The organism is Okeania sp. SIO2B3, from assembly GCF_010672525.1.
GTDB lineage: Bacteria > Cyanobacteriota > Cyanobacteriia > Cyanobacteriales > Microcoleaceae > Okeania.
Genome location: NZ_JAAHGH010000002.1, coordinates 472393 through 495478, shown reverse-complemented (window position 1 = coordinate 495478; position 23086 = coordinate 472393). Strand labels below are relative to the sequence as shown.

At 35.5% G+C, this 23086-nt stretch carries 15 protein-coding genes and 1 pseudogene; 10 read left to right on the top strand and 6 right to left on the bottom strand.

Translation table 11 applies throughout. The features are described 5' to 3' along the window. Positions 1-616: 616 nt before the first annotated feature. Positions 617-808, bottom strand: a pseudogene (locus F6K15_RS38065) (IS630 family transposase); the annotation flags it as partial. A 15-nt stretch (positions 809-823) separates the two neighbouring features. Then, complete coding sequence (locus tag F6K15_RS03135; protein ID WP_293056895.1) at positions 824-976, bottom strand: hypothetical protein; 153 nt, start codon at positions 974-976, stop codon at positions 824-826. Between the two features lie 1451 nt (positions 977-2427). On the opposite strand from F6K15_RS03135, the gene F6K15_RS03130 reads away from it, so the two are divergent. The 4 genes from F6K15_RS03130 to F6K15_RS03115 all read left to right on the top strand — a co-directional run bounded on the left by F6K15_RS03130 (position 2428) and on the right by F6K15_RS03115 (position 10462). Continuing rightward, positions 2428-4635 (top strand): PhoX family phosphatase, encoded by a 2208-nt coding sequence (locus F6K15_RS03130; protein WP_293056893.1) that lies wholly within the window; start codon positions 2428-2430, stop codon positions 4633-4635. 13 nt (positions 4636-4648) lie between these two features. Continuing rightward, positions 4649-4804, top strand: coding sequence for a hypothetical protein (locus F6K15_RS03125; RefSeq protein WP_293056892.1), 156 nt, complete (start codon positions 4649-4651; stop codon positions 4802-4804). A gap of 953 nt (positions 4805-5757) precedes the next feature. Further along, the gene (locus F6K15_RS03120; protein ID WP_293056891.1) at positions 5758-7491 is read left to right on the top strand and encodes an iron uptake porin; all 1734 of its coding nucleotides are present in this window, start codon (positions 5758-5760) and stop codon (positions 7489-7491) included. Between the two features lie 1207 nt (positions 7492-8698). Continuing rightward, positions 8699-10462: an iron uptake porin gene (locus F6K15_RS03115; protein ID WP_293056890.1), complete on the top strand. Its 1764-nt coding sequence runs from the start codon at positions 8699-8701 to the stop codon at positions 10460-10462. A gap of 210 nt (positions 10463-10672) precedes the next feature. Here the strand turns inward: F6K15_RS03115 and F6K15_RS03110 are convergent, their stop codons facing one another. The 3 genes from F6K15_RS03110 to bchM form a co-directional block, all read right to left on the bottom strand. Continuing rightward, positions 10673-12745: a serine/threonine-protein kinase gene (locus F6K15_RS03110; RefSeq protein WP_293056889.1), complete on the bottom strand. Its 2073-nt coding sequence runs from the start codon at positions 12743-12745 to the stop codon at positions 10673-10675. Positions 12746-12907: 162 nt separating this feature from the next. Then, positions 12908-13288, bottom strand: coding sequence for a DUF423 domain-containing protein (locus F6K15_RS03105; protein ID WP_293056888.1), 381 nt, complete (start codon positions 13286-13288; stop codon positions 12908-12910). A gap of 405 nt (positions 13289-13693) precedes the next feature. After that, a complete protein-coding gene (gene bchM, locus F6K15_RS03100; protein ID WP_293056887.1) occupies positions 13694-14380 on the bottom strand; it encodes a magnesium protoporphyrin IX methyltransferase in 687 nt (228 codons plus the stop codon). Between the two features lie 603 nt (positions 14381-14983). Here bchM and F6K15_RS03095 point away from each other — a divergent pair. From F6K15_RS03095 to F6K15_RS03075, 5 genes are all read left to right on the top strand, one after another. Beyond that, complete coding sequence (locus F6K15_RS03095) at positions 14984-16087, top strand: transporter substrate-binding domain-containing protein (protein ID WP_293056885.1); 1104 nt, start codon at positions 14984-14986, stop codon at positions 16085-16087. 835 nt (positions 16088-16922) lie between these two features. Further along, on the top strand, positions 16923-18182 hold the full coding sequence (locus F6K15_RS03090) for a type II restriction enzyme (protein ID WP_293056883.1): 1260 nt from the start codon (positions 16923-16925) through the stop codon (positions 18180-18182). A gap of 52 nt (positions 18183-18234) precedes the next feature. Next, positions 18235-18438 carry a DUF751 family protein gene (locus tag F6K15_RS03085; RefSeq protein ID WP_293056881.1) on the top strand — a complete coding sequence of 68 codons (204 nt, stop codon included), beginning with the start codon at positions 18235-18237 and terminating at the stop codon, positions 18436-18438. 264 nt (positions 18439-18702) lie between these two features. Further along, positions 18703-19080 carry a PadR family transcriptional regulator gene (locus F6K15_RS03080; protein ID WP_293056879.1) on the top strand — a complete coding sequence of 126 codons (378 nt, stop codon included), beginning with the start codon at positions 18703-18705 and terminating at the stop codon, positions 19078-19080. Positions 19081-19622: 542 nt separating this feature from the next. Continuing rightward, on the top strand, positions 19623-20156 hold the full coding sequence (locus F6K15_RS03075) for a cofactor assembly of complex C subunit B (RefSeq protein WP_293056877.1): 534 nt from the start codon (positions 19623-19625) through the stop codon (positions 20154-20156). Positions 20157-20533: 377 nt separating this feature from the next. Here F6K15_RS03075 and F6K15_RS03070 read toward each other — a convergent pair whose 3' ends face one another. Continuing rightward, entirely contained in the window at positions 20534-20872 is a 339-nt protein-coding gene (locus tag F6K15_RS03070; RefSeq protein ID WP_124146716.1) for a DUF3155 domain-containing protein, read from the bottom strand. Positions 20873-21076: 204 nt separating this feature from the next. On the opposite strand from F6K15_RS03070, the gene F6K15_RS03065 reads away from it, so the two are divergent. After that, the gene (locus F6K15_RS03065; RefSeq protein WP_293056874.1) at positions 21077-22489 is read left to right on the top strand and encodes a GAF domain-containing sensor histidine kinase; all 1413 of its coding nucleotides are present in this window, start codon (positions 21077-21079) and stop codon (positions 22487-22489) included. Positions 22490-23086 lie beyond the last annotated feature (597 nt).

Sequence of the window (23086 nt, the reverse complement as noted above, 5' to 3'; positions counted from 1 at the left end):
GAGCGCATTCCGCAGGAAATGCTTACAACTTTTTTATATCCATTTTTATGATTCTATTGTTTACGAATAGAGAAATTAGTATCCGTATTTTTACTTTCATTAGTTTTTCTGACTCTACTGAGATATAGCAACAGTAGTTAAGTAAAAGAATAAATAAATAAGCTCAAGACTTAAAGTATACTTCACGCTTTCTGGGAAGAGCTATATTGCCCTATTCGCAATAAAAGAACAAAGTTTTTAGGTAAGCATTAAGCTATTAGCAGTCAGCTATTCCTTTCCTTCGGAATGCTACGCAAACAGCAATTGGTATTACTTATTACCAATTTCAAAAAATATTGTTACAATAGAATAGGTATAAAATTATTAAGCGATCGCCACAGAGTAGTTGCGAACGCTTAACTACCAAAAACCAAAATAACCATACAAAAACTACCCATCCTTCTATAGAGTCAGGAGAGGTTTTAATTGCTGAGAGCATCAGGTTGTTAAGGAAAAAATTTATCAATTGTGATGGAAAACTTGCAGAACTTTAATGGCTAGAAAATAGTCATATAAATGCAATTTAACATTACTACACTCACAAAATCAGGAATAGGGAATAGGAGTAAATTAGGGACTAAACTCCAGCCTTTAATAAAGCTTTTAAAATGATCTCCCATCCCCCTAGAGATTCTATTGTCTGTGAAGTTAATCCTGTAATTATAGATGTCAACCTTTTCCTGAGCTGATCTAAATTCTCAAATATTTCCCATTTTAATTTTCTTTTTATCTCTAACCATAGTCTTTCGATGGGGTTTAATTCTGGAGAGTAAGGCGGTTGAAATCAAAAAATTATGTTCTCAGGAATTGACATATTTAAACTTTGATGTAGAGGCCCATTATCCAATTGAATGATATGCAAATCATCAGGATACTTTTGTGCAAATAACTCCAAATATTTTTCCATACACACCGTGTCGTTTAGGGCTAAATTCATAGAAAAAGCTCTCTGCTGTTTGAGGTTCTATTCCCCCCATAAAGCCACAAATACTTAAACAGCCATTGGTGTTTCCCTATGGGTTTAATACCCATTCCTGTTAATAATTTACCAGTGATAGTTTTCAGGCCAATTCTTGAATTTCAAAGGTTGCTTTTATCTTCCTCAAAATTAATAGCTGAAGTCCGCAGTTGCGACCTAGGAGGCTAGCTAATAGCTAACGGCTGTTTGCGCAGCATTCCGTAGGAAATTTTTACGTTTTTAGATATATCTAGATTTACCTTTTCAAATTAAATTTAGTTAATACTAAAATTCAACAAATCAAGTTTTGTTATGTCTAGTTGAATACCCACAAATCAGGCTTATGAGGGACAGGGAACACCTGAGCTAGGGTAAATTTGAGAGATTGTCTCTGGAGAGAGAAGAACTTTTTTTCGGTTGTGTGAGTGCCTATTTTAATAAGGCTTGATATTTACATACCAATTTTTCCAGCTAATTTCCGAGTAAGTAAAACATTATTTTTAGAAAAAAGCCCAAAATGACTATTGCGACATACGCAATAAAAGAACAGAAGCTTTGATATATTTAGACTTGAAAAATAAAATTAAACCACCTTAATACTAAGCTCCCAAAATAAAGCTACATATTAACTTTTTCAGCTCATTTCCAAGTAAGTGAAACATTGTTTTTTAGAAAAAAGCCCAAAATGACTATTGCGACATACGCAATAAAAGAACAGAAGCTTTGATATATTTAGACTTGAAAAATAAAATCAAACCACCTTAACACTAAACCCCCAAAACAAAGTTACATATTAACTTTTTCAGCTCATTTCCAAGTAAGTGAAACATTATTTTTTAGAAAAAAGCCCAAAATGACTATTGCGACATACGCAATAAAAGAACAGAAGCTTTGATATATTTAGACTTGAAAAATAAAACCAAACCACCTTAACACTAAACCCCCAAAACAAAGTTACATATTAACTTTTCCAGTTCATTTCCAAGTAAGTGAAACATTGTTTTTTAGAAAAAAGCCCAAAATGACTATTGCGACATACGCAATAAAAGAACAGAAGCTTTGATATATTTAGACTTGAAAAATAAAATCAAACCACCTTAACACTAAACCCCCAAAACAAAGTTACATATTAACTTTTCCAGTTCATTTCCAAGTAAGTGAAACATTGTTTTTTAGAAAAAAGCCCAAAATGACTATTGCGACATACGCAATAAAAGAACAGAAGCTTTGATATATTTAGACTTGAAAAATAAAATCAAACCACCTTAACACTAAACTCCCAAAGCAAAGTTACAGATAATATCAATTTAATGCTGTTAAAAAAAAGTCTACTACAAAAAAGAAAATAGTACATACTATGCCTAATTATCCCTTTCCAAAAAGTATCAATCGACGCTATATTAAAAAACGTAAAACTTATTACTTTTTCTATGAACCTTAAACGTAGAGAATTCCTGATATTTCTAGGAGCTACTGCAGGAACAATAACCCTTAATTCTTGTCAAAAACAATCATCTACTCCAGCAATTGAAAAATCTCCAATTAGTGGAACTTCTACCAACAATATTAATTTCCAACCAGTTAAAGGTCCAATGCCTTTGAAAACAAGTAATCAAGATTTAAAAATAGAGAATTATACTAATTACGAAGTAGTAGATGATTTAATAATTCCAGAAGGTTTTACTTACGATGTTATTGGGTCATGGGGTGACAAAATAGGTGATTCACGTTTTGGCTACAATAATGACTATCTTTCCTACATTGAAACTGGTGAAAATGAAGGATTATTAACTATAAACTTTGAATATATTAGCCCTTTGCCTTGGGTAACAACTTATCAAACAGTTATTGGTAAATCTATGCCTTTTGCTGAATTAGCAACAGCATTTAGACAAGCAACAGAACCAGGAATTAGTTCAGAAGAATTACTTGAAAATTCCCTGAAACAAAAGATTATCGCAATAGCTAAAGAAGCAATGATTGATATGGGAATAGGTGTAATTTCTATACGTCGCGAACCAGATGGAAAATGGGTAAGAACAAATTCAAAATTTGACCGCAGAATAACAGGTATTTCAGGATTAGAAGACGGACGTTATTTAAAATCAACTGGACCCGCAGTAGCAGTTTTTAATAAAGGGAAAGGCAAAGGTTATAACGATAAATTAGGCGATCGCATCATTGGTAGTTTTGCTAACTGTGCAGGTGGGACTACACCTTGGGGAACAGTATTTAGCGCTGAAGAAAACTTTCAAAATTATGTAGTAGAAGCAGTATATCCTGATGGTACTTCTGTTGACCCGACCAGAGAAAAATCCCTCTTTATTGGTGAAAGAGGAGTCGCTGGTCTGGGAAGTGTATTTGGTTTAGCTGGTAATAAGTATGGTTGGATGGTAGAAGTAGACCCAGCTAACCCTGACGACTATGGTACAAAACATACTTGGTTAGGTCGATATCGCCACGAAGCAGTAGGTATTAGGGTAGAAACCGATAAACCATTAGCATTTTATTCCGGATGCGATCGCCGTAGTGGTCATCTATATAAATTTGTGAGTAAAGGTATAGTAAAAGACCCCACTGATAAAGCTAACTCTCAACTTTTGACAGATGGAATGTTATACGGCGCTAAATTTAATCCTGATGGTACAGGTAGTTGGATTCCTCTGCAACCTGATACTCCAGTGAATCCAGATTTACCAGAAGTCCACGTTAACAATATGATTAATCTACCCCAAAGACCTGATGGTGGTAGCTTCAAAGCTATGACTTCTCAAGAAGTAGAAAGGTTCAAACAGAAATATAAAACTCTGGGGGACTTGTATAAAGGTAATGCTGAAGAGAAACAAGGAGCTATTCTCATTGATGCTCATCTAGCTGCTAATGCTGCTGGGGTTACTTGTACCGCACGTCCCGAAGATACTCAGGTAGATAAAAATGGTAATTTATTTATTGCCTTTACCTCCGGGTCTCCCAGTAAATATGATGGCAGTCCAGACAAACGTATATTTAAAGATCCGGATGGTGAAGCTTACGAATTTGGTTGGATCATGCGTTTGACTGAGGATGATAATCAACCAGATGCTATGACATTTAGTTGGGAAATGTTTGCTACTGGGGGCGAACCTATGGAGGGTGGACTAGGATTTTCTAATCCTGACAATTTAGAATTTGATGAACAGGGTAATCTGTGGATGGTGACAGATATTAGTACCAGTAAGCATAACAAAACAGTGCCTATGAATCGAATGGGTAAGGATGGCAAACCAATAAACCAGTCTACTCTTTGTGGTTTATTTGGTAATAATTCTATCTGGTATCTTCCCACTTCTGGTCCTAATGCTGGAGAAGCTTATTTATTTGGAATAGCGCCAACAGAAAGTGAAACTTGTGGGCCTTTCTTTACCAAAGACCAGAAAACTTTGTTTCTAGCTATTCAACATCCAGGAGAATATAACGGCATTCGCCAGAATATGACTTCAGAAACTCGTCAGTTGGCAATGAAAACCACTGATGGTTCAGATTTTGTCCAGACTCGTACCGTGCCGATGGGGTCTAACTGGCCAACTAAACAAGTTAACGATCCTCCGAAACCTTCAGTTATAGCTATTCGTCGATTAGATTCAAAACCAATTACTTAAATAGGGTTTGCTTATGGAAGTCTTTTGGTATGAGGTAGGAGTCAACCCACCCCTAATATCATGTCCGGTTGAATACTTACACTTTGGAGGAAGGAAGGCAGGAGGCAGGAGGCAGGAGGCAGAAGGGAAGAAAAGGCGCTTACGAGAAAAAGTGTTTTTTCATCACTAATTATCCGGACATGATATAACCCCTCCGGTGGAGGGGAAGAACCGAGTCAGGAGGAATGGAGAATTTAGAGGAGGTATCGGATATTTTATCCCTTGATTTTTCTGCAATTATTCTGCCTTTTATCCTCACTGTTTGGTCGCTCAAGGTTAAAAAGTTGCACCCCCTTACAGCGAAAAAAAGCTAAAACCTTTACCTGTCAATGCTTTTAGATTTAATCAGCCACCCCTAAATAGAAATTGAGAAACTGAAAAACGATAAGTGGTGAGAAGCGGGTCGTTAGATTGAATGATTTTCTAATTTTACATTATTATATTGATTTCAGGTTTTACTATTAGTTTGTCTAACTATCCTTTCTCTGTTTAGTTTTTGGCTTGTTTTCAGAAAAAAATACTCTGAAAATTAGGTTGCAAATTATCAAATTAGGTGTAAAATTTGCGACGAGACCGTAATTTTTACAAATCAAGCAAAAATCTAATTTCTAAGGTGGCATCTTAAGCTCATCCCTTGTAAAGAAATTGTATATATAGACAAACTAACTAAACTGTGATAGAGAGAAAAGAATAATGGTTGAGCTGTTCGTAAAGAAATCCTCACGCCTTCCTCAAAGGCTGGAAATTAAATTACAGCATCGCTTAATCAGTAAACCAATCTCTAACATTGTCAAACGACTTTTGCGGTTGGCCATTTAAAACTTAAGATCAAAAAAAATATTAAGACTTATTAAAACCTTTGTTTTTTCGTAAAACAAATAGACCGCCCTAGTCTTGATATATCAAAACAAAAGTAGAGATTCAGTATAAAAAGGCGGTGAGTCCCATCGTCTCTGTCTGCGGAGGGTTAAGTGGTTGCACTCCCTGTGAAACAGAAAGCCCTATCCGTGAGGTTGGGAAACCTACATCATAATCTTTGATTTGATTTAGGAGAATGTCACATTGGTGTGAGGGTTAGTAAATATGACAAGACTTATCTGGAAAACTCTAAAATACAGTCCTAGTGTTTTTAGCGCAGCATTATTAATGGCAGGTTCAGCGATCGCTGCTGAACCTCCTTTACAAACTTTAGGAAGTGGCGAAAATTCTGCAAATCAGAACTTAGCCCAAAATACGATAGAAAACCCATCTTCTTTTGAAATAGCTCAAATAGATATTCGCTCAATGCCCATGGATGATCCTTCACTGGCACCAGTGGGAGTATCAGACTTGGAAGATGGAGAGTCACTCGATCAAGTAACATCTGTAACTCAGTTATCAGATGTACAACCTACAGACTGGGCATTCCAAGCACTACAATCCTTGGTAGAGCGTTATGGTTGTATCGCAGGTTATCCTGATGGGACTTATAAGGGAAATCGAGCGATGACCCGTTATGAGTTTGCAGCAGGTTTGAATTCTTGTTTAGACCGAATTACAGAATTAATTGCGGCGGCAACTTCTGACCTAGTAACTAGAGAAGATTTAGCAGTTTTACAGAGACTGCAAGAGGAATTTGCCGCAGAATTAGCTGCTTTGCGAGGACGAGTAGATGCTCTAGAAGCTAGAACAGCAGAACTAGAAAATAATCAGTTCTCCACTACTACCAAACTTAACGGAGAGGTTTTGTTTTGGTTGAGCGATACCTGGGGAGAACAAGCTGAGGGACGCGGAAGATCCGGGAGTGATGAGGACGAAACTCAGACAACCTTTGGTTATCGGGTTCGTTTGAACTTTGATACCAGTTTTACAGGAGAAGACCGTTTAAGAACTCGTCTACAAGCTAATAACATTCCTAACTATAGCGGTGGAGATTTGACCAATACTTTAATGACTCGTTTATCTACAGATAGCAGTCCGGATGATACTGTTTCTATTGGTAAGTTGGCCTATCGTTTTCCTGTACTGAATGGTAGAGGTGAAATAGAATTAGCTGCTACAGGCTATGGTATTGATGACTTTATCGGAGTTATCACACCTCTAGAAAGTAGTGGTGCTGGTAGTATTTCCAGATTTGGACGATTCAACCCTATTTATTATCGTGCTCCTTCTGATGCTGGTGTTAAGTTTGCCTACGCTTTCAATGATGCAATTCAGGTAACTGTGGGTTATGCTGCACCAGATAAGGAAGATCCTCGAGAAGGTAGAGGTGCTTTTAATGGTTCATTTAGTGGATTTGGCCAGTTTACAATTGAACCAAATGATAAACTTGCTTTTCAAGTCGGTTATTTGCGCGGCTATCATACGAAAAATGATGTTAACTTGACCGGAAGTACAGGTAGTTTTCTAGCCAGAGATCCTTTTGATGGTAGAGCAACTACCACAGATACTATTAACTTTGAGGCTCAATGGAGAGTTACTGATGGCTTTCAGATAGGTGGTTGGGGCGGTACTTTATTTGCCCGTCCTGAAGATGATGATGATACTGATGATATCACTATTATTACTGGTGCTTTGACTTTAGCTTTCCCAGACCTACTAAAAGAAGGTAGTCTAGGAGGTATTATTGTTGGTGTGCCACCAATTGTTACTGATGGTGGTGATAATGATGATTTGAAAGATGATGATACTTCAATACACATTGAAGCTTTTTATCGCTTCCAAATGAACGACAATATCGCTATTACTCCTGGTGTATTTGTGATTACAAATCCTAACCACATTGAGGATAATGACACTCTTTGGGTCGGTACTTTAAGAACTCAATTCAGATTCTAAAACTTTGAATTAACAAGAAGAAATATATTAGTTAATCAGATTGGATTATTTTGACAACTTTGGTAATTCAGTAAATGATAGAAAGACTGATTAGCTAGTCAGTTTCTAGAATAGTTTTATACCCCTTAGCTACCCTTTAAAAGTTCTGATGATCAAGCTGAGGGGTTTACTTTTTTCAGATCAATGTATAGCAATTCCCCAAATAGAGTGAGGTATAAAATTCTAGGCAACAGCTCATCTGGCAATAGATAAGAAAGATAAAAGTACCTCACTAGCCTGAGAAATGCTATGTATAAATTAATTGAAAATTTTAATATCTTACTCTTTATCTAATTACACTAATGCGGCCGGATTTGATATTACTGAATGCCCTTTAAATTTCATTTCTCAAAAGCTATAAATTTTTATACCATTTTGAAAAAAGAATATTACCGAAAAATTTTGGTTTAAAGCCTCCCCTTTTAAGGGGATAATGAAGAAAAATTTTCCTTTGAATCAATCCTCTTCTTTTCAAGGAGAGGTAATAATTAATAATTAATTATTAATTATTAATTGTTGAAAAAACTTGCTAAAACAATACCTTCTACCAAATTTTAGTCTATTTGACTAAAAACAGAGGTATAAAGAACAAAAAATGCTGAAATTCTATTTCTCTTGACTACTAGCAACAATCTAAGTTTTGATGGTAAAGATTTATCGCTTCTGGTATGAGCTAGTCATAATCTTGGGACAATAGGTAGAAAAATAAAATAAATCAAATATTATATTCAAGATAGTTGCACTATTGTGTAAGAAGTGCTAGTCTTCATGGTAAAAAAAGATAACTATGTCTGCTGTATCTAATTATTCAGAAATATTTTGAGTCTACTGATAACCCTAGTGAAGTTTAGACATATTTACCTAGTATCTAAATTGTTGTTACACTCAAGGGCGATGCTTAACTTGTCTTTTTTCAGGATAAGTTTTGTGTAAAAACTACTAGAAATAATTTTATGGAGAAAAAGATTCTATTTGTTGATACCGTATTTCAGAGCATTTAAGCCCTTAATTCTCTAGTGCGGGATAATTTTAGATATCTATCTCCAGATTAAACTTAGCTAACACTAAGACTTCTGTTAACAAAATCAATTGGAACAATCAATAGTTAAATCTACTCTAAGCAGTAGGGTTGTTCATAGCTTATGAAAAGGTGTGAGGAGAGATCGAAATGACAAAAATTATCCTGAATGTTCTAAAACAGACTTCTGGTGTGTTCAGTATCGCCACTTTACTAATAGCTAATTCTGCTTTAGCAAATCAGGTTTCTGTAGAACAACTGGCTAACGCTCAAGATGTTAATACAAATACAACTAACTATCCAACTACTTCATCTGAACTACCAACAGAATCACAAGGTAATACCTCCTCAGAAGAAGTAGAAATACCAGGAGATACTAGGCTAAAAAATCTCAAAGATCCTTCCCTCAAGATTCCTGGAGCAGAGTTAGAACAAGTAGATCCCATGGGACAAGTAACATCTGTGACTCAATTATCAGATGTCCAACCCACTGATTGGGCTTTCCAAGCTTTGCAATCTCTAGTAGAACGTTATGGTTGTATTGCTGGTTATCCAGATGGTACTTACAAAGGTAATCGGGCCATGACCCGTTATGAGTTTGCTGCAGGTCTGAATGCTTGTTTGGACCGAATTACAGAATTGGTCGCAGCAGCAACAGCAGATTTAGTGACTCGTGATGATTTGGCAGTATTACAGAGACTGCAAGAAGAGTTTGCTACAGAATTAGCAGAGTTGCGTGGTCGTGTTGATGCTCTGGAAGCGAGAACTGAGGAACTGGAAGCCAATCAATTCTCAACAACTACTAAATTGGGTGGTGAAACTTTATTCTGGTTGAGTGATACCTTTGGAGAAAAAGCTGGGGGACGTGGACTAGCACGGAGTGACGAGGATCGAACAGAGGCGACTCTTTCTTATCGGGTTCGTTTAATTTTTGATACCAGTTTTACAGGTAAAGATCGCTTGAGAACTCGTTTACAAGCTCGTAACGTTCCTAACTATAGCGATCGAGATTTGACAAATAGTTTGATGACTCGTCTATCTACAGATGACGATCTAGATGATGATGTGACTCTCAATAAACTGGCCTATCGTTTTCCTTTACTCAACGATAAAGCACAAATAGAGATAGCTGCTAATGGCTATGGTATTGATGACTTTGTGGCACCTATTAATCCTTTTCAAAGTAGTGGTTCTGGTTCTGTTTCTAGGTTTGGACGATTCACCCCTACTTACTATCGTGCTCCTTCTGATGCGGGTATGAAATTTGCCTACTCTTTTAGTGATGCAATTAAGGTAACTATAGGTTATGCTGTACCAGATTCGGAAGACCCTCAAGAAGGCAGAGGTCTTTTTAATGGTGGGTTTAGTGGATTTGGCCAGTTTACGATTGAGCCAAACGATAAAATAGCTTTTCAAATAGGTTATTTGCGTGCCTATCATACAAAAGGAGATTTGAACTTAACCGGAAGTACTGGTAGTTTTCTGGCCAGAGACCCTTTTGACGATCAAGCAAGTACAGCAGACAATATCAACTTTGAAGCTCAGTGGAAAGTTAATGATTGGTTTCAGATAGGTGGTTGGTTCGGCACCTCATTTGCTCGTCCTGAAGATGACAGTGATGATGATGATATCACAATACTTACGGGTGCTTTGACCTTAGCTTTTCCAGATCTATTCAGGGACGGTAGTTTAGGAGGTATCATTGTTGGTGTGCCACCAATCATTACTGATGGTGGTGATGATGATGATTTAAAAGACCCCGATACATCTATACACATTGAAGTATTCTATCGCTTCCAAATGACTGACAATATTGCCATTACTCCTGGTTTGTTTGTGATTACTAATCCTAATCACATTGAGGATAATGAAACTCTCTGGGTAGGAAGTGTCAGGACTCAATTTAGGTTCTAGAAAGGTAGGTTAATTAACTGATCAAACAGGAAATTTAAGATTTTCCGCCTCCTACAGCGGTTTTCCTGTACGATAGACCACAGTAGGGACGTTCCATGGAACGTCCCTACATGGTTTTGATTATGGCGATTTGGTTATCCAGCAAAGGTGAAAAGCACTGTAATTTACCCGTAGGTACTGATAACTGATAACTGATAACTGATAACTGATTCAAGGCATTCGCCAGACCTTAATAGTTTGATCTATACTTCCACTAACTAAGGTTTTACCATCAGGAGTAATAGCAAGAGAAGTTATTTTTTCAGAATGACCAATCAATGTTTGTAATTTCTCCTCTGTAATTAGATCCCAAATAGTAATATTTTCACCACCAGCTACTATTTTTTGGTTATCAGGACTAAAAACAATAGATTTGACTGCACCTATATTTGGTTTAATTACACTTTCTTTTTCCCCTGTCTCTAAATTCCATAGTCTAATAGTTCCATCTTCACTCCCACTAGCTAAAATTTGATTGTCTGGGCTGACGACGACTGTATTCACTGCCTTAGTATGTCCCTCTAGAGTTTGTCTGCGAATACCTGTACTAATGTTCCACAGTCTAATAGTTCCGTCATTACTACCACTAACTAAAATCGTCCCATCTCGGCTAAAAGCTAAAGTATTTACTTCATATTTTTTATCTGGTATTCGGGTAAGCATTCGACTGCTTGTTTGAATATTCCAAAACTTCATTAATCGATCACTGCCAACACTTACTAATGTCTGCCCATCAGGACTAATGGCCACTGCATTTACTTGGCCTTGATGGCCCAAAATTGTACTGATTAACTTACCTACTCCTAGATCCCAAAATTTGATAGTTTGATCGGCACTACCACTTACCAATATTTGACCACTAGGACTAATCGCTAGAGTAGTTACTTGAGCTGTATGAGCATCTACAATATTATTTTTTAATTCCCCAGTCTTGAGGTTCCAAATTTTAATTGTATTAGAGCTGCCTGTAGCCAGATTTTGACCATCTGGTGTCAGAGCGATCGCATTTATTTGTCCTAAATAACCATTTAAGTTATTTTGCAAAAACCTACTACTATTCAACCCTCGTAACAATAGAATTGGATTTGCAGGAAACATTCCGTAGCGCCAAAAGCCATAAAATTGAGAGGTTGCTACTGCCAATAGCAACATTGTTAATCCTATTATCAGATTATTTTTTAGCTTAATTTTTGACTTATTACGGGATATTTGTGTATCTTTTATTTTCGTCCTAACTTGATGTCTAGTTTGAGTTTTTCCTGTTGGTATTTTAGTATTTTCTCTGCCTAGTTGAATTTGGTTAGAAGGGGAATAAATTCGAGAATTTTCTCTGCCAGAACTATCTTCTGTATCAATTTCTGCTAGACACTGCAAAATCATAGTTGGAGTTTGAGGTCTATTTCCTGGGAAAGGAGCCATCAAGTAATCAATTATATCTGCCAGCTTCTTTGATATGTGGGGAGCATATTTTCGCCATTGCAATTTTCCCGAACGAGGATTTTCTGGAAAAGCTGTTGGAGGTTTACCTGTTAATAAGTAGACAAAAGTTCGCCCTAGAGCAAAAAAATCTGATTGAGGAACAGCTTTGCCATTTGTTTGCTCTGGGGCAGTATATCCTGGTGAGACAATACCTGTAACATTTTGCCCCTGCCCTACTTTGACCAAGTAAGTTTCAGATACCTCTCTGACAGTACCAAAATCTATCAACACCAATTGGCCATTTGGTCTACGCATGATGTTGTGGGGTTTAATATCTCTATGGAAATAATTTTGCTGATGAACTCTTTCCAATATTTCCGATAATTGTGTCAGCCAATCTACTGCTTGAGTTTGATTTATTGGCCTATGGCGACGACTTTTCATCCAATCCTGTAAATTTGCACCACCAATAAATTCCATTACGAGGCAGTGTATAGGTTCGTCACTATTTTCTGGGAAAAATGTAAAATAACCATCTTCTTCTATCTTCGGAATCCCAGGGTTTCGTAAACTGATTAGTACTTGTGCTTCCTGCTGAAACAGAGATATAGCTTTTGGATGACTTTTCAGTAATACTTTGAGAACTTTTTGTACACCTCGGTCGTCTACTAAATAAGTTTTCCCAAAACCTCCCCCCCCAAGGGACTTGATGACGCGATACCGATTTTGCAGCAACAATTCTGAGCCACATTGACAACAAGTGCGTCTACCAGCATTTAATGGGTCAGAGGGATTAGGGCAGTTGGGATTAAGGCAGTAACTCACAGAAGCCAGGTACCCAGATTTGTATAGCTTTGCTTTACTACACTATAGCTCGAAGTTGTCTTCTTTAAAACTTTTGGCAAAATATTGTTCATTATTTGCTGATTTTTTGACTTGAATATCTTTTAATATTTCTATAAATAATCAAAATCATCAATTTTTATTTTATAGTTTCAAGTTCCAACCAGCGACTGCCATACAGCCCCATCCAATAATCAAGGCAATTCCACCTATGGGCGTTATAGCTCCTAACGATTTAATTTCTGTCAGACTTAGAGCATATAAACTTCCAGAAAAAATTGCTATGCCAATAATAAAAGCATAGCCAGCTGCCAACATTAATCTTTGAGGTAACTCTTCAATAGTTAATAAAAAAGCCACCACTAACAGAGCTAGGGAGTGGTACATTTGTAGACGAGTACCCGTCTGAAAAATATCTAGAGAGTATTGACTAAGCTTTTCTTTCAAAGCATGAGTAGCAAAAGAATCACCGACTAAAGACAAACCTCCTAGAATAGATGCTATTACTAAAAAAACTCTAGTCATTAATTTTTTACCCCTGTGTCATTTTAACTAGGTCAGAATTCATAAGTCAGAAGTTGTTTTTGTAACGGGGATTTGAGTAAGCCTCCAAAAACATTTCGCCTTAAAAGGCGGGGTGGCGCGACCCAATTATTTTGATAAAATTAACCCTAATTTTTATCTATTTTTATCTTCACTACTTTTCTCAAAATATTGATAATATTCGTAATATAGTTGTTATTTAATATTAAGTAGTTAAGCATTTAAGCTATATAACTTAATAACTTATTTGTAACAGCCAATGAAGAATATAAAACCTAAATGGGTCTTATCTTAATCCAAGTTTTACTTACAAATTTAGTTATATTATATTGATTTTTAGTAGTTTTAGGACCCAATTTCAATATTCTTTAACAATTCTTGAATTGACTAACGAGTAGCTTCCAATAAACTAGAATAGTAGAAGCGAGTGCTATTCATTGCTTGTCTTTGGATAGAAAAACCATTACTTTCTATAATTTTGATAATATCAGCTTCACGATGCTGATAAGCACGAGTAGTTTTACTTGGTCCAGGAAATAACTCACCTACTTTTTTCAATAAACTTAAAGCTAAAGTTTTTGGTGCAAAGCTAATAATTAGTCTAGACTCTGATAGAGATATCAAATGATTAATCATATCTGCAACTTTTTCTTGAGGATAATGTATCAGCACATCCAAACAAATAACTGTATGATATTTACCACTTAAAGTTTCTAAATCTTGAGCAACAAAATTAACATTACCTGTACTAATCAAACTAGACTTCGCACGCTGATATGCTTCGGTAATCATCTTTTCTGATATGTCACTACCATAGATAACAGCTCCAGCTTTGGCCAAGGGAATACTCAAACTACCAACTCCACAACCTGCATCGCAAATTGATAAACCGGATAAATTACCATCCTCTTGTAGCCAACTGAGAACATTATCAACGGTTTGTTGATGTCCTTTTCTAATATCTAATTGTACTTTATTGACTTGGCCTTCTCCATAAATTTTTTGCCACCGCTCAAAACCAGTGGAATTAAAATATTCCCGAACAATTATTTTGTCGTCTGTCCTGCTGTTCATGTCCACCTAATAGTAAAATATTTGTCTAGTGACATACTGCCACACTGCTGATCGAGAATCAGATTTGGGCTTCTCAGCGACTTCTCTATGAGAACATTGACTGAGCTACCAAGGGATGTCCCACCTCTGTAATTGATTTAAAATCCGCTTAATTGTACTTCTTTATCTTAATGGTGGCAACAAATCTTTGAGCAACACTTGAGCTGCTTTCTTGATATTAATTGCAGCATTTCAGTCACGTCCAATTGATAGATTACATTGAGGACAAAAGTTTGTAAACCATCCTAGTCCAAACAAAATAGTCAAGGCAATTTCTAGTTTCTCAAACATACTTTTCGAGAATTATCTTTTATGAATGCGGGTTTAATACCCCACCGTCTCAACGATGCTGAAAATTGTTTGGGATTTGTAGACACGGAGTGGCCGATCGTTGACTATCCATAATTAATTTTCCCTTGTGCCTTGTGCCTTGTGCCTTGTGCCTTGTGCTTTCTTCAAGAATAATTGGCAAAAGTCAGAAAAAACTAGACATCATAAATTGAGAGGATAGTTTACACTCAACTCAATTATTATCAACTATCTCAGGGGCAAAAAATTGTCACGATGAATTTTTTTTCTACAAATATCTTCAAGCAAATAACTAGCAAAGTCCAATTACTAACTTTACTCTCTATTACCCTAATATCTTTGTTCCCACTATCAGCTAGAGCGACTAAATTACGAGTAGGAGTTGCAGGTTCTCCCCCCTTTGTAATTAAGGATAGAGATTTTAAAGGTATAAGTATAGACATTTGGCAAGAACTATCTTCCTTAGAAGGACTAGAATACGAACTTTATCGACAAGAGAGTGTAAATGATGGTATTGATAATATCCTGAGAGGAGAACTCGATCTTGTTATTGGGCCAATTAGTGTCACTTCTGACCGCCTGGAAAGGGTGGCTTTTACTCAACCATACTTTCTGGCCAATATTGGTTTATTAATTAGTGGAGAAAGACCTAAGCTTTGGAGTAGACTTCAACCTTTCTTTGGCCTTGCTTTTATGTCTTCGGTAGGTCTATTAGTTGTTCTCCTATTCACAGTTGGTAATCTTTTGTGGTTAGCAGAAAGACGGCGCAATACTGAACAATTTCCGAAAGACTATTGGAATGGCATTGGTAATGGTATGTGGTTTGCTTTGGTAACTCTGACCACGGTTGGATATGGCGATCGCGCTCCCATTACTAAAGCGGGACGTATAATTGCTGGAGTATGGATGATGATAACTATGGTGACAGTTTCTTCTCTAACTGCGGGTATTGCTACAAGTTTAACTCTTTCTCTATCTGATCAAACAGTTGTACAATTTACTGCTCCTGAAGATATTAAAAATTCTAGAATTGCTGTAGTTAGAGGTTCTACTGGTGAGAAATGGGCACAACTATATGGATCTCGTATTAGTCAGACTAGGACTTTGGTAGAAGCAATTGATTTGGTGAGGTTAAATGAAGTGGATGGTGTTGTTTTTGATACTCCTGCTCTTAAATACTATTTACATACTAATCCTAATGAAAACTTGAAATTATCTCCCGTTACTTTTGCTAGTGAAAGTTATGGTTTTATGATATCTCCTGATAGTTCTTTCCTAGAAGATTTTAATATTAGGATTTTAGAAATGCGGGAAAGTGGCAAAATCAGGGAAATAGAGTCTCAATGGTTATCTTATTGAGAAGGAAGAAGGAAGAAGGAAGAAAGAAGAAAGAAGAAGAAAGAAGGAAAAATATGGCGTTGTCTGAGTTTTAAGCTGTTTATCTGTCCTCACCCTTCCTGAGACTGTTATATTTTTACCTTGATATAGTAGAAACTATTTTAGTAATAATTTTTTTGCTAAAAAGCCTAAATATTTTGATATAGCAGGGAACAGGGAACAGTGGGAAAATAATTTCTCTATTTTACCGAGAAATTGTGCTCTAAAGCATCCCTTTTTATAGAGGAAACAAGAAAAAATTTTCACGCTCTGCGTCAATCTTCTACTTGAAAAGAAGAGGTAATTATTAATTATTAATTATTAATTATTAATTAGGGCTTGCTGATTAAATCTAAAAGTATTTATAGATAAGGGTAAGTGCCTTTTTAAGTATCAAAAAGTGCGAGGTTTTAAGTGGTAATGGTTCAAAAACTGAGGATTTTGGTCAAGATAAGGGCAGAACAATCTTGGGACAAAACTTAGCTCCTACCTACTCTAAATTCCCCGCTCCTCCTGTCTCCTGTCTTCTACCCTCACCCATAAGATTTTTTCAGCAAACCCTAATTATTGAAGGTTCATCATCAACATAAGTCCTAACAAACTCGTTCTTTGCTATAGTTAAAAACGAAAAATTAAGCTTTTAAAACGCATTTTACATAGAATCCGGTTATAGAGTATATGTTTATAATTATATCAACACTTTAAGCCTTAAATCTCCCCATCTCCCCATCTCCCCATCTCCCCATCTCCCCATCTCCCCATCTCCCCATCTCCCCATACTCCTCACACTTATATAACTGTTTAATCCAGATTTGATATGACTAAAAATGATGTAGCATGGGAAAAGTTATTTGAAAAATATCAAATCTTAGAAGAGGTAAATAAAAACGGCTTCTTCAAAATAGAAGCATCTCAAATTAATCAGGAACGAGAAAGCAGACTCATGGCAAAATTTGACCATGTTGTTAATTTACCAGAAATATTTAAAGATAATTGTCTATCTATTTTACCAATTTCTCGTTCTCAATATATTATCGGTCACTTTAATATACACTTACCAGTCAAATATCACTCCAAACTTGAAAGTATTCCTTGGCAGTTTCCCAGAGAAATAGAAACGATAGATTACACTAATTTATATTCTGAAAGTTCGGCATTACTTTGTGCATTTAACATAGGTATCATTGATGATTTAGTTAACTCAAAAACTAAATTCACCGTTTCAGGCAGAATGTCTACTGGAACTTTTGACTTTTGCATTAAAAATTATATTAATAATCAGCCATATTCAATTAATGTGGCTAACTCTCAGTGTGAAATAGATGCAGGTTTTGAAACTGATGATTGTTTGATTTTAATCGAAGCTAAAAATTATAAGGTTGAGGATTTTTTAATTAGACAACTCTATTATCCCTATAGATTGTGGTCAAAAAAAATCGGTAAGAGAATTGTACCAGTGTTAATGACTTATTCTAACGATATTTTCAGCTTTTTTATTTATAAATTTGTAGATATATCAGACTATAATTCAATCACCTTGGTAGAAAATAAAAATTATACAATTGCTTCCGATAAAATACAAAGAAGCGACATAGACTTGCTACTAGCTCAGATCAAAATAATTCCTGAACCGCCAAAAAATCCATTTCCACAAGCAAATAAATTTGAAAGATTAATCGACTTAATTTCACTATTATTAGAAAATGATTTAACTTCAGATGAGATTACAGAAAATTATCAATTTGATGAGAGACAAACTTATTACTATACAAGTGCAGGAAAATATTTAGAGCTAATAACAAAACAGGGAAAAACTTTTACACTAACAAACCAAGCCAAAGATATTTTTTGTCAAAGATATAAACTTAAATATTTAAAGCTAATCAAAAAAATATTGGAACACGAAGTATTTAATCAAGCCTTTAAACTATCCTTAGAAATTTCCCATATTCCCTCAAAAAAACAAATTATCCAACTTTTGTCTGAAAATCATCTAAAAATAGGAGATAAAACTAGAGAAAGACGAGCTTCTACTGTAAAAAGCTGGATAGATTGGATCTGGTTACAAATTGACTAATCAGATATTAAACTAATATTGTATAGAGTTAAAATTTTATCAAACAATAACGATGCAAGATTTCTTCAACAATGTCTCTCGCTATCCACGATACTTGATTACCATTACCCTCGGAATATTCTTTTTTCTATTCGATCAACTTAAGCCACTATTAAATAAACCTGTTACGGCGATCGCTCTGATTGGTCTAATCATTGGGACATTTGTTTTTCTAGTCTTAACTCTACAAGCTATGTTAGGTATTAATCCAACTTAAGAAATAGTAAAATCCTGGTATTTCTTACACTTCCATACCACTAATCTGCTAAAGTTGCAATATTTTTGATCACACTTACTAGGGGAAGAAGGTAAATAGACCCCCTGCAAAATTGAGAGTCAAATAAATTCCTATCCACAAATCCTCAATTTATCTGACTTTTTACTTTGAAATTTCCACTTACTTACTAGAATAACTCTAATGAGTGGTCAGCCTAATGGTTTGCACGATAGATTGGAAGATAGAGTGAGTGGGTAAATTCAGATGACTTCTTTTGAGGACATTTATCAATTTTTTCAAAGTCCCCCTCCGGTCTATCTAAACAAAGAATTAGCAGTGTGCTATATCCTATCTGTGTTGTTACAGAGAGACTCTTACGGAACTGAGCTTATTGGCCAATTAGAAAGGGACTACCTTATTTATCGACTTTCTGACACAGTGTTATACGGCGCTCTGAAATTTCTTGAGGATCAAGGCACAATTATTGGCTATTGGAAAAAAGTAGAAGGAAGAGGACGTCCACGGAGAATGTATCAAGTTATCCCTCAATGGCGTTCTCAAGCTACAGATTTAGCGCAACTATGGTACGAATATACTAATAATCGTCATATTCGGCCCCAAACTCAACCATCAACCCTGTAAATAGAGACGCAACTATTAACCAAAAACCTTGTTAAACCTATCCATTTCCTTGATTTTTGAGTGTTCAAAATCTCAAAAATAGTCCTAAATCTGGTACAATTTAGGAAACAGTGCCTTTTAGAAACAGTTCGGTAGATTTTAGCTGCCAGGCGAAGTTAGCTCGGATACCAGCACTACTATAAGTGAAAACAATTCTTCTGTTATCAAAGGAGAAGAAAGGTAATAACGCGCTAGTCCTTTAAGGATTAGCTTTGCAGGCAACAGCCTTTACCGTTACGGTAATGCCATACTATTATTAGAGATGTTCAGTGATGAATAGATTTGATAAGGTTAAATGTTGCACTAGGCAGGTGAGGACAATTTTGATGCTGATTTTGGCCAGTACTCCCATTGAGAATATTTTTGTGCCAATTTTTCAGCTATAAAATCTAAATAGAAGTATAAATCCTAGCTGATATTTGTCACAAAGCAGCTAGTCTTTTTTTTGTTGTAAACTTATGTAAAAGAGAACACATAAAAAAACCATTCAAATTTAAAATTGTATGAATAATATAGCTTTAGTATCGTCATTTGTACTGACGCTTCTATCTAGCATTGGTCTAGTTTTTTTTATCAAAGCATCAGTAAAAAATAGGACTAAGAACCTAAAACTGATAGCTGATCGGGAAGCTGATTCACTTTTACAGCAGCTAAAAGAATATTTTAGCTATCGGGCCTACCGAATTGTTAGTGCTAATGCAGCGGAGAATCAACTAATATTTGAAGGAGTAGTTCGACCGAGTTTGTTTTTGGCATTTTTCTTGACCCTATTAGCTGCAATAGGTTGTTTATGTTTTGGTTTGGCTTTATCAATGTTAATTCCTGAATATGACCAATACTATCTATGGCTAGTGCTATTATCTCCTTTAGCAGGTATTTTTTACTGGAAAAAGTCTAAACGTCCAGAAAAAGTGTCTCTAAAGTTAGAAGGAATATTGACTGAGAATTCTGAAGTCAAAAGTTTAATTTCTGTCACAGCTCATAGGGACGAATTAACAGCTTTACAAACAGCTATGAACTTGAAGCCATACCAATAATCAAACTAAAAGTATAAAAAATATTAAGATAAATTATTTTGATCGGCTACTAGAGCTAATTGATGACACGCCCTAGTTAAAAATCAGCAAAACAATAATTTTCCGCTCAAACCAAAAGTTATAAAGGGAGATATTGAAAAAAAAAACTTAGGATTTAAGTCCATTGGCAGATGGAAGCTTTAAATCCTAGTTAATTGAGCACATAAGGCTATAAAATCTGTGACTAAATACTACTAAATTAAATGAGGTGGGAGTACAAGTTTAGTATTACCCACTCACCTAATAAATATTTCAGTAGAAGTTGATATTTGTTGGCGGTCATCAAAAATCTAGGACATTCTTATTTGCCCGTAAAAAACATTAAATTAATGATGTCCTTAGACTTTAATTATATTTGGAGTAGAACTAAATATTTGCTTTTTGTCAGGTGTCTTAGCTTCAGTCAAAACCTTTAAACTAGGGAACAAGAAGTGATTTTCTTCAACGTACTGAGCTCCAAATAAACCTTTTTCAGCCCAAAAGTATCGATCAGTAGTATGCTCATTCCTTCTAACTAAAAGTACAGCAGGGGGAACAATACCTTGTGCATGAATAAATTTACGGGCTGCAGTGACTGGTTTATCTTCGCCACTTTCAATGCTATACTGAGCCACTTGCTCAAGAATCCTGCGTCCTTCTTGTCTACGACGACTTTTGCGCTTACGTCTTCTAGCCAATTTCCTTACCTCCTGTGTTAGCCGATGGGTGTAGTTATGGCTACCAAATTTGATAAGATTATATAAATTTTAGTTGAAAAACTCAAGTGTTTTTAATATTTTGATACAAAATATACACTTTGATGAAGATAACTTATAAAATTCTGAGATATTTAGAGTCCCAAAAAAGTCCATATCTAGTGAAAAGTCCCACAAATAGCTCCAATGCTAATGCCAATCAGTACAGAATTGATTAGACTTTGTAGATCGCAAATAGCCCTTGTATCTAGTTGGGGTGCATGTTTAAGTATAGTTTACTTGACAGAAAAATTAGTAGAAGGAGGTGAAGCTAAACTAATTCCCATTATTGCATACCCAGAAAAGTTTGAGAATGGGGAAGCCACTTCAATTTTCAAAACAACCTCAGAAATACAAATATTAGGCGATCTTCCGAAACTATCAGCAACAAGCTTAACTACAGGGACAAATACTTGGCTCTTAGAAGCAAGCACTGGCACAACAGAGTCAGACCCTAAATGGCCAGAAAGTCATCCTTGGCAACAACGTCAAATTGTTTTACCTTTAATCCATGATGGAGTAGTAATAGGATTACTGGTAACAGTAAGAGAAGGTAGGCCATGGAATCAACGTGAAAAAACTCAAATTCAACAAGTAGCCCATACTATTGCCATAGCCTGTATATTAGATCAACGTTCTCAATGGTTAAAGGAACAATTTCAGCAACAGCAAAAGCTACAAGCCCAGCAGTATGATATAATACACGACATATTGCATCAGTTGAAAAGTCCATTAACTGCACTACGAACTTTTGGTAAGTTATTGCTGAAAAGATTGTTGCCAGAAGATAAAAGCTGGAATATTGCTAATAGTATTTTACGGGAAGGCGATCGCCTCAGAGAGTTAATAGAACAAATTGATGAAACTGTTGAGGTTGGGGAAGAAATTTTGAGTATTTCTGGGGAAAGCGAGTATCCTCAAACTACAACTGAAAATGAAAATGTAATAGATTATTATACGGAAGCTAATAAAGAATTCAAATCATTACCACTTTTGCCAGAGTCTAATTTCTTAGAATCAGTTTCAGTACAAGATGTTTTGGAACCTTTATTAGTTTCTGCAAAAGCAATTGCCGATGAACGTCATATAGATTTAGAAGTTGATTTTTCTGATAATTTACCTATAGTAAAAGCTAATAATAAAGCTTTGCGAGAAGTTTTAAGTAATATTATTGATAATGCTTTGAAGTATACTCCAGCAGGGGGAAATATTTATATTAAGTTGACAACTTCAGCTCCACAAACAGATGATGATCGATCGGTAAAAAATGAAAGAGAAGGAATGCTAGGAATAGCTATTAGCGATACAGGTTATGGTATTCCAGCACAAGATTTAGAACATTTATTTGAACGAAACTATCGGGGTGAAAAAGCTAAAACGGAAATTCCAGGAACAGGATTAGGATTAGCTATAGCTCTGGATTTAATACATGCAATGAAAGGCCAAATTCAAGTATATTCTCCTGTAGTTCCTCAGTGGCTATCTCATGATTTACAACAGCAAGATGTCATAATTAATAGTGGCACTACAGTAGTTTTATGGTTAAAAATACTAAATTAAGAGTAGTTTTTTCAGTTGTATATAGTAATTTTACTGTTGGTTTAACTTTGATATTAAACATTACCTACTTATGGTTCTCTTCACGATGAATAAAATAGGGCTATTGTAATAACCCAGTTGCATTTGAGGAAAAAAGTTTTATTATGGAAGAGTACAGACACACTCTGAACTTTTACAAAGAGAATTAAACACCTTTGTAAGTGAGTTTAGCTTTCCTACAATCCACTCCTTAGTCGGAGCGTAGGAAATATCTAGGGAGTTAGTACATCAGGAGCATCTAAAAGTTTAACCTCTTGCTTGATTCTTCAGCCAGAATTTTACCTTGATTAGGTGGGGAAGGAAAATTTATGCTGTTGAAATATACAGGGATATAATTATCCCAAAAACTGGCAAGAGGTTTTTTTATTTTTCTGTTTTGTATGAAATATAGCAGAAGGAAGAAGCAAGAAGGAATAAGGAAGAAGCAAGAAGGAAAAATATTACGTTGTTTTAGTTTTAAACTTTTGATCTGTTCTAACCTTCTAATAGTAGAGAAAAAGTTTTAAATATATTACAAAATATATCAGTAGACCTAATATTCATAAATTTATCATTGGA

What these genes read in the sequence shown, in the direction of transcription:
- F6K15_RS03085 (WP_293056881.1), top strand. Translation starts at nt 18,235, where the DNA reads ATGCAAGATTTCTTCAACAATGTCTCTCGCTATCCACGATACTTGATT.
- F6K15_RS03105 (WP_293056888.1), bottom strand. Translation starts at nt 13,288, where the DNA reads ATGACTAGAGTTTTTTTAGTAATAGCATCTATTCTAGGAGGTTTGTCT.
- F6K15_RS03135 (WP_293056895.1), bottom strand. Translation starts at nt 976, where the DNA reads ATGAATTTAGCCCTAAACGACACGGTGTGTATGGAAAAATATTTGGAG.
- F6K15_RS03075 (WP_293056877.1), top strand. Translation starts at nt 19,623, where the DNA reads ATGAATAATATAGCTTTAGTATCGTCATTTGTACTGACGCTTCTATCT.
- F6K15_RS03065 (WP_293056874.1), top strand. Translation starts at nt 21,077, where the DNA reads ATGCTAATGCCAATCAGTACAGAATTGATTAGACTTTGTAGATCGCAA.
- F6K15_RS03130 (WP_293056893.1), top strand. Translation starts at nt 2,428, where the DNA reads ATGAACCTTAAACGTAGAGAATTCCTGATATTTCTAGGAGCTACTGCA.
- F6K15_RS03090 (WP_293056883.1), top strand. Translation starts at nt 16,923, where the DNA reads ATGACTAAAAATGATGTAGCATGGGAAAAGTTATTTGAAAAATATCAA.
- F6K15_RS03120 (WP_293056891.1), top strand. Translation starts at nt 5,758, where the DNA reads ATGACAAGACTTATCTGGAAAACTCTAAAATACAGTCCTAGTGTTTTT.
- F6K15_RS03115 (WP_293056890.1), top strand. Translation starts at nt 8,699, where the DNA reads ATGACAAAAATTATCCTGAATGTTCTAAAACAGACTTCTGGTGTGTTC.
- F6K15_RS03125 (WP_293056892.1), top strand. Translation starts at nt 4,649, where the DNA reads ATGGAAGTCTTTTGGTATGAGGTAGGAGTCAACCCACCCCTAATATCA.
- bchM (WP_293056887.1), bottom strand. Translation starts at nt 14,380, where the DNA reads ATGAACAGCAGGACAGACGACAAAATAATTGTTCGGGAATATTTTAAT.
- F6K15_RS03080 (WP_293056879.1), top strand. Translation starts at nt 18,703, where the DNA reads ATGACTTCTTTTGAGGACATTTATCAATTTTTTCAAAGTCCCCCTCCG.
- F6K15_RS03095 (WP_293056885.1), top strand. Translation starts at nt 14,984, where the DNA reads ATGAATTTTTTTTCTACAAATATCTTCAAGCAAATAACTAGCAAAGTC.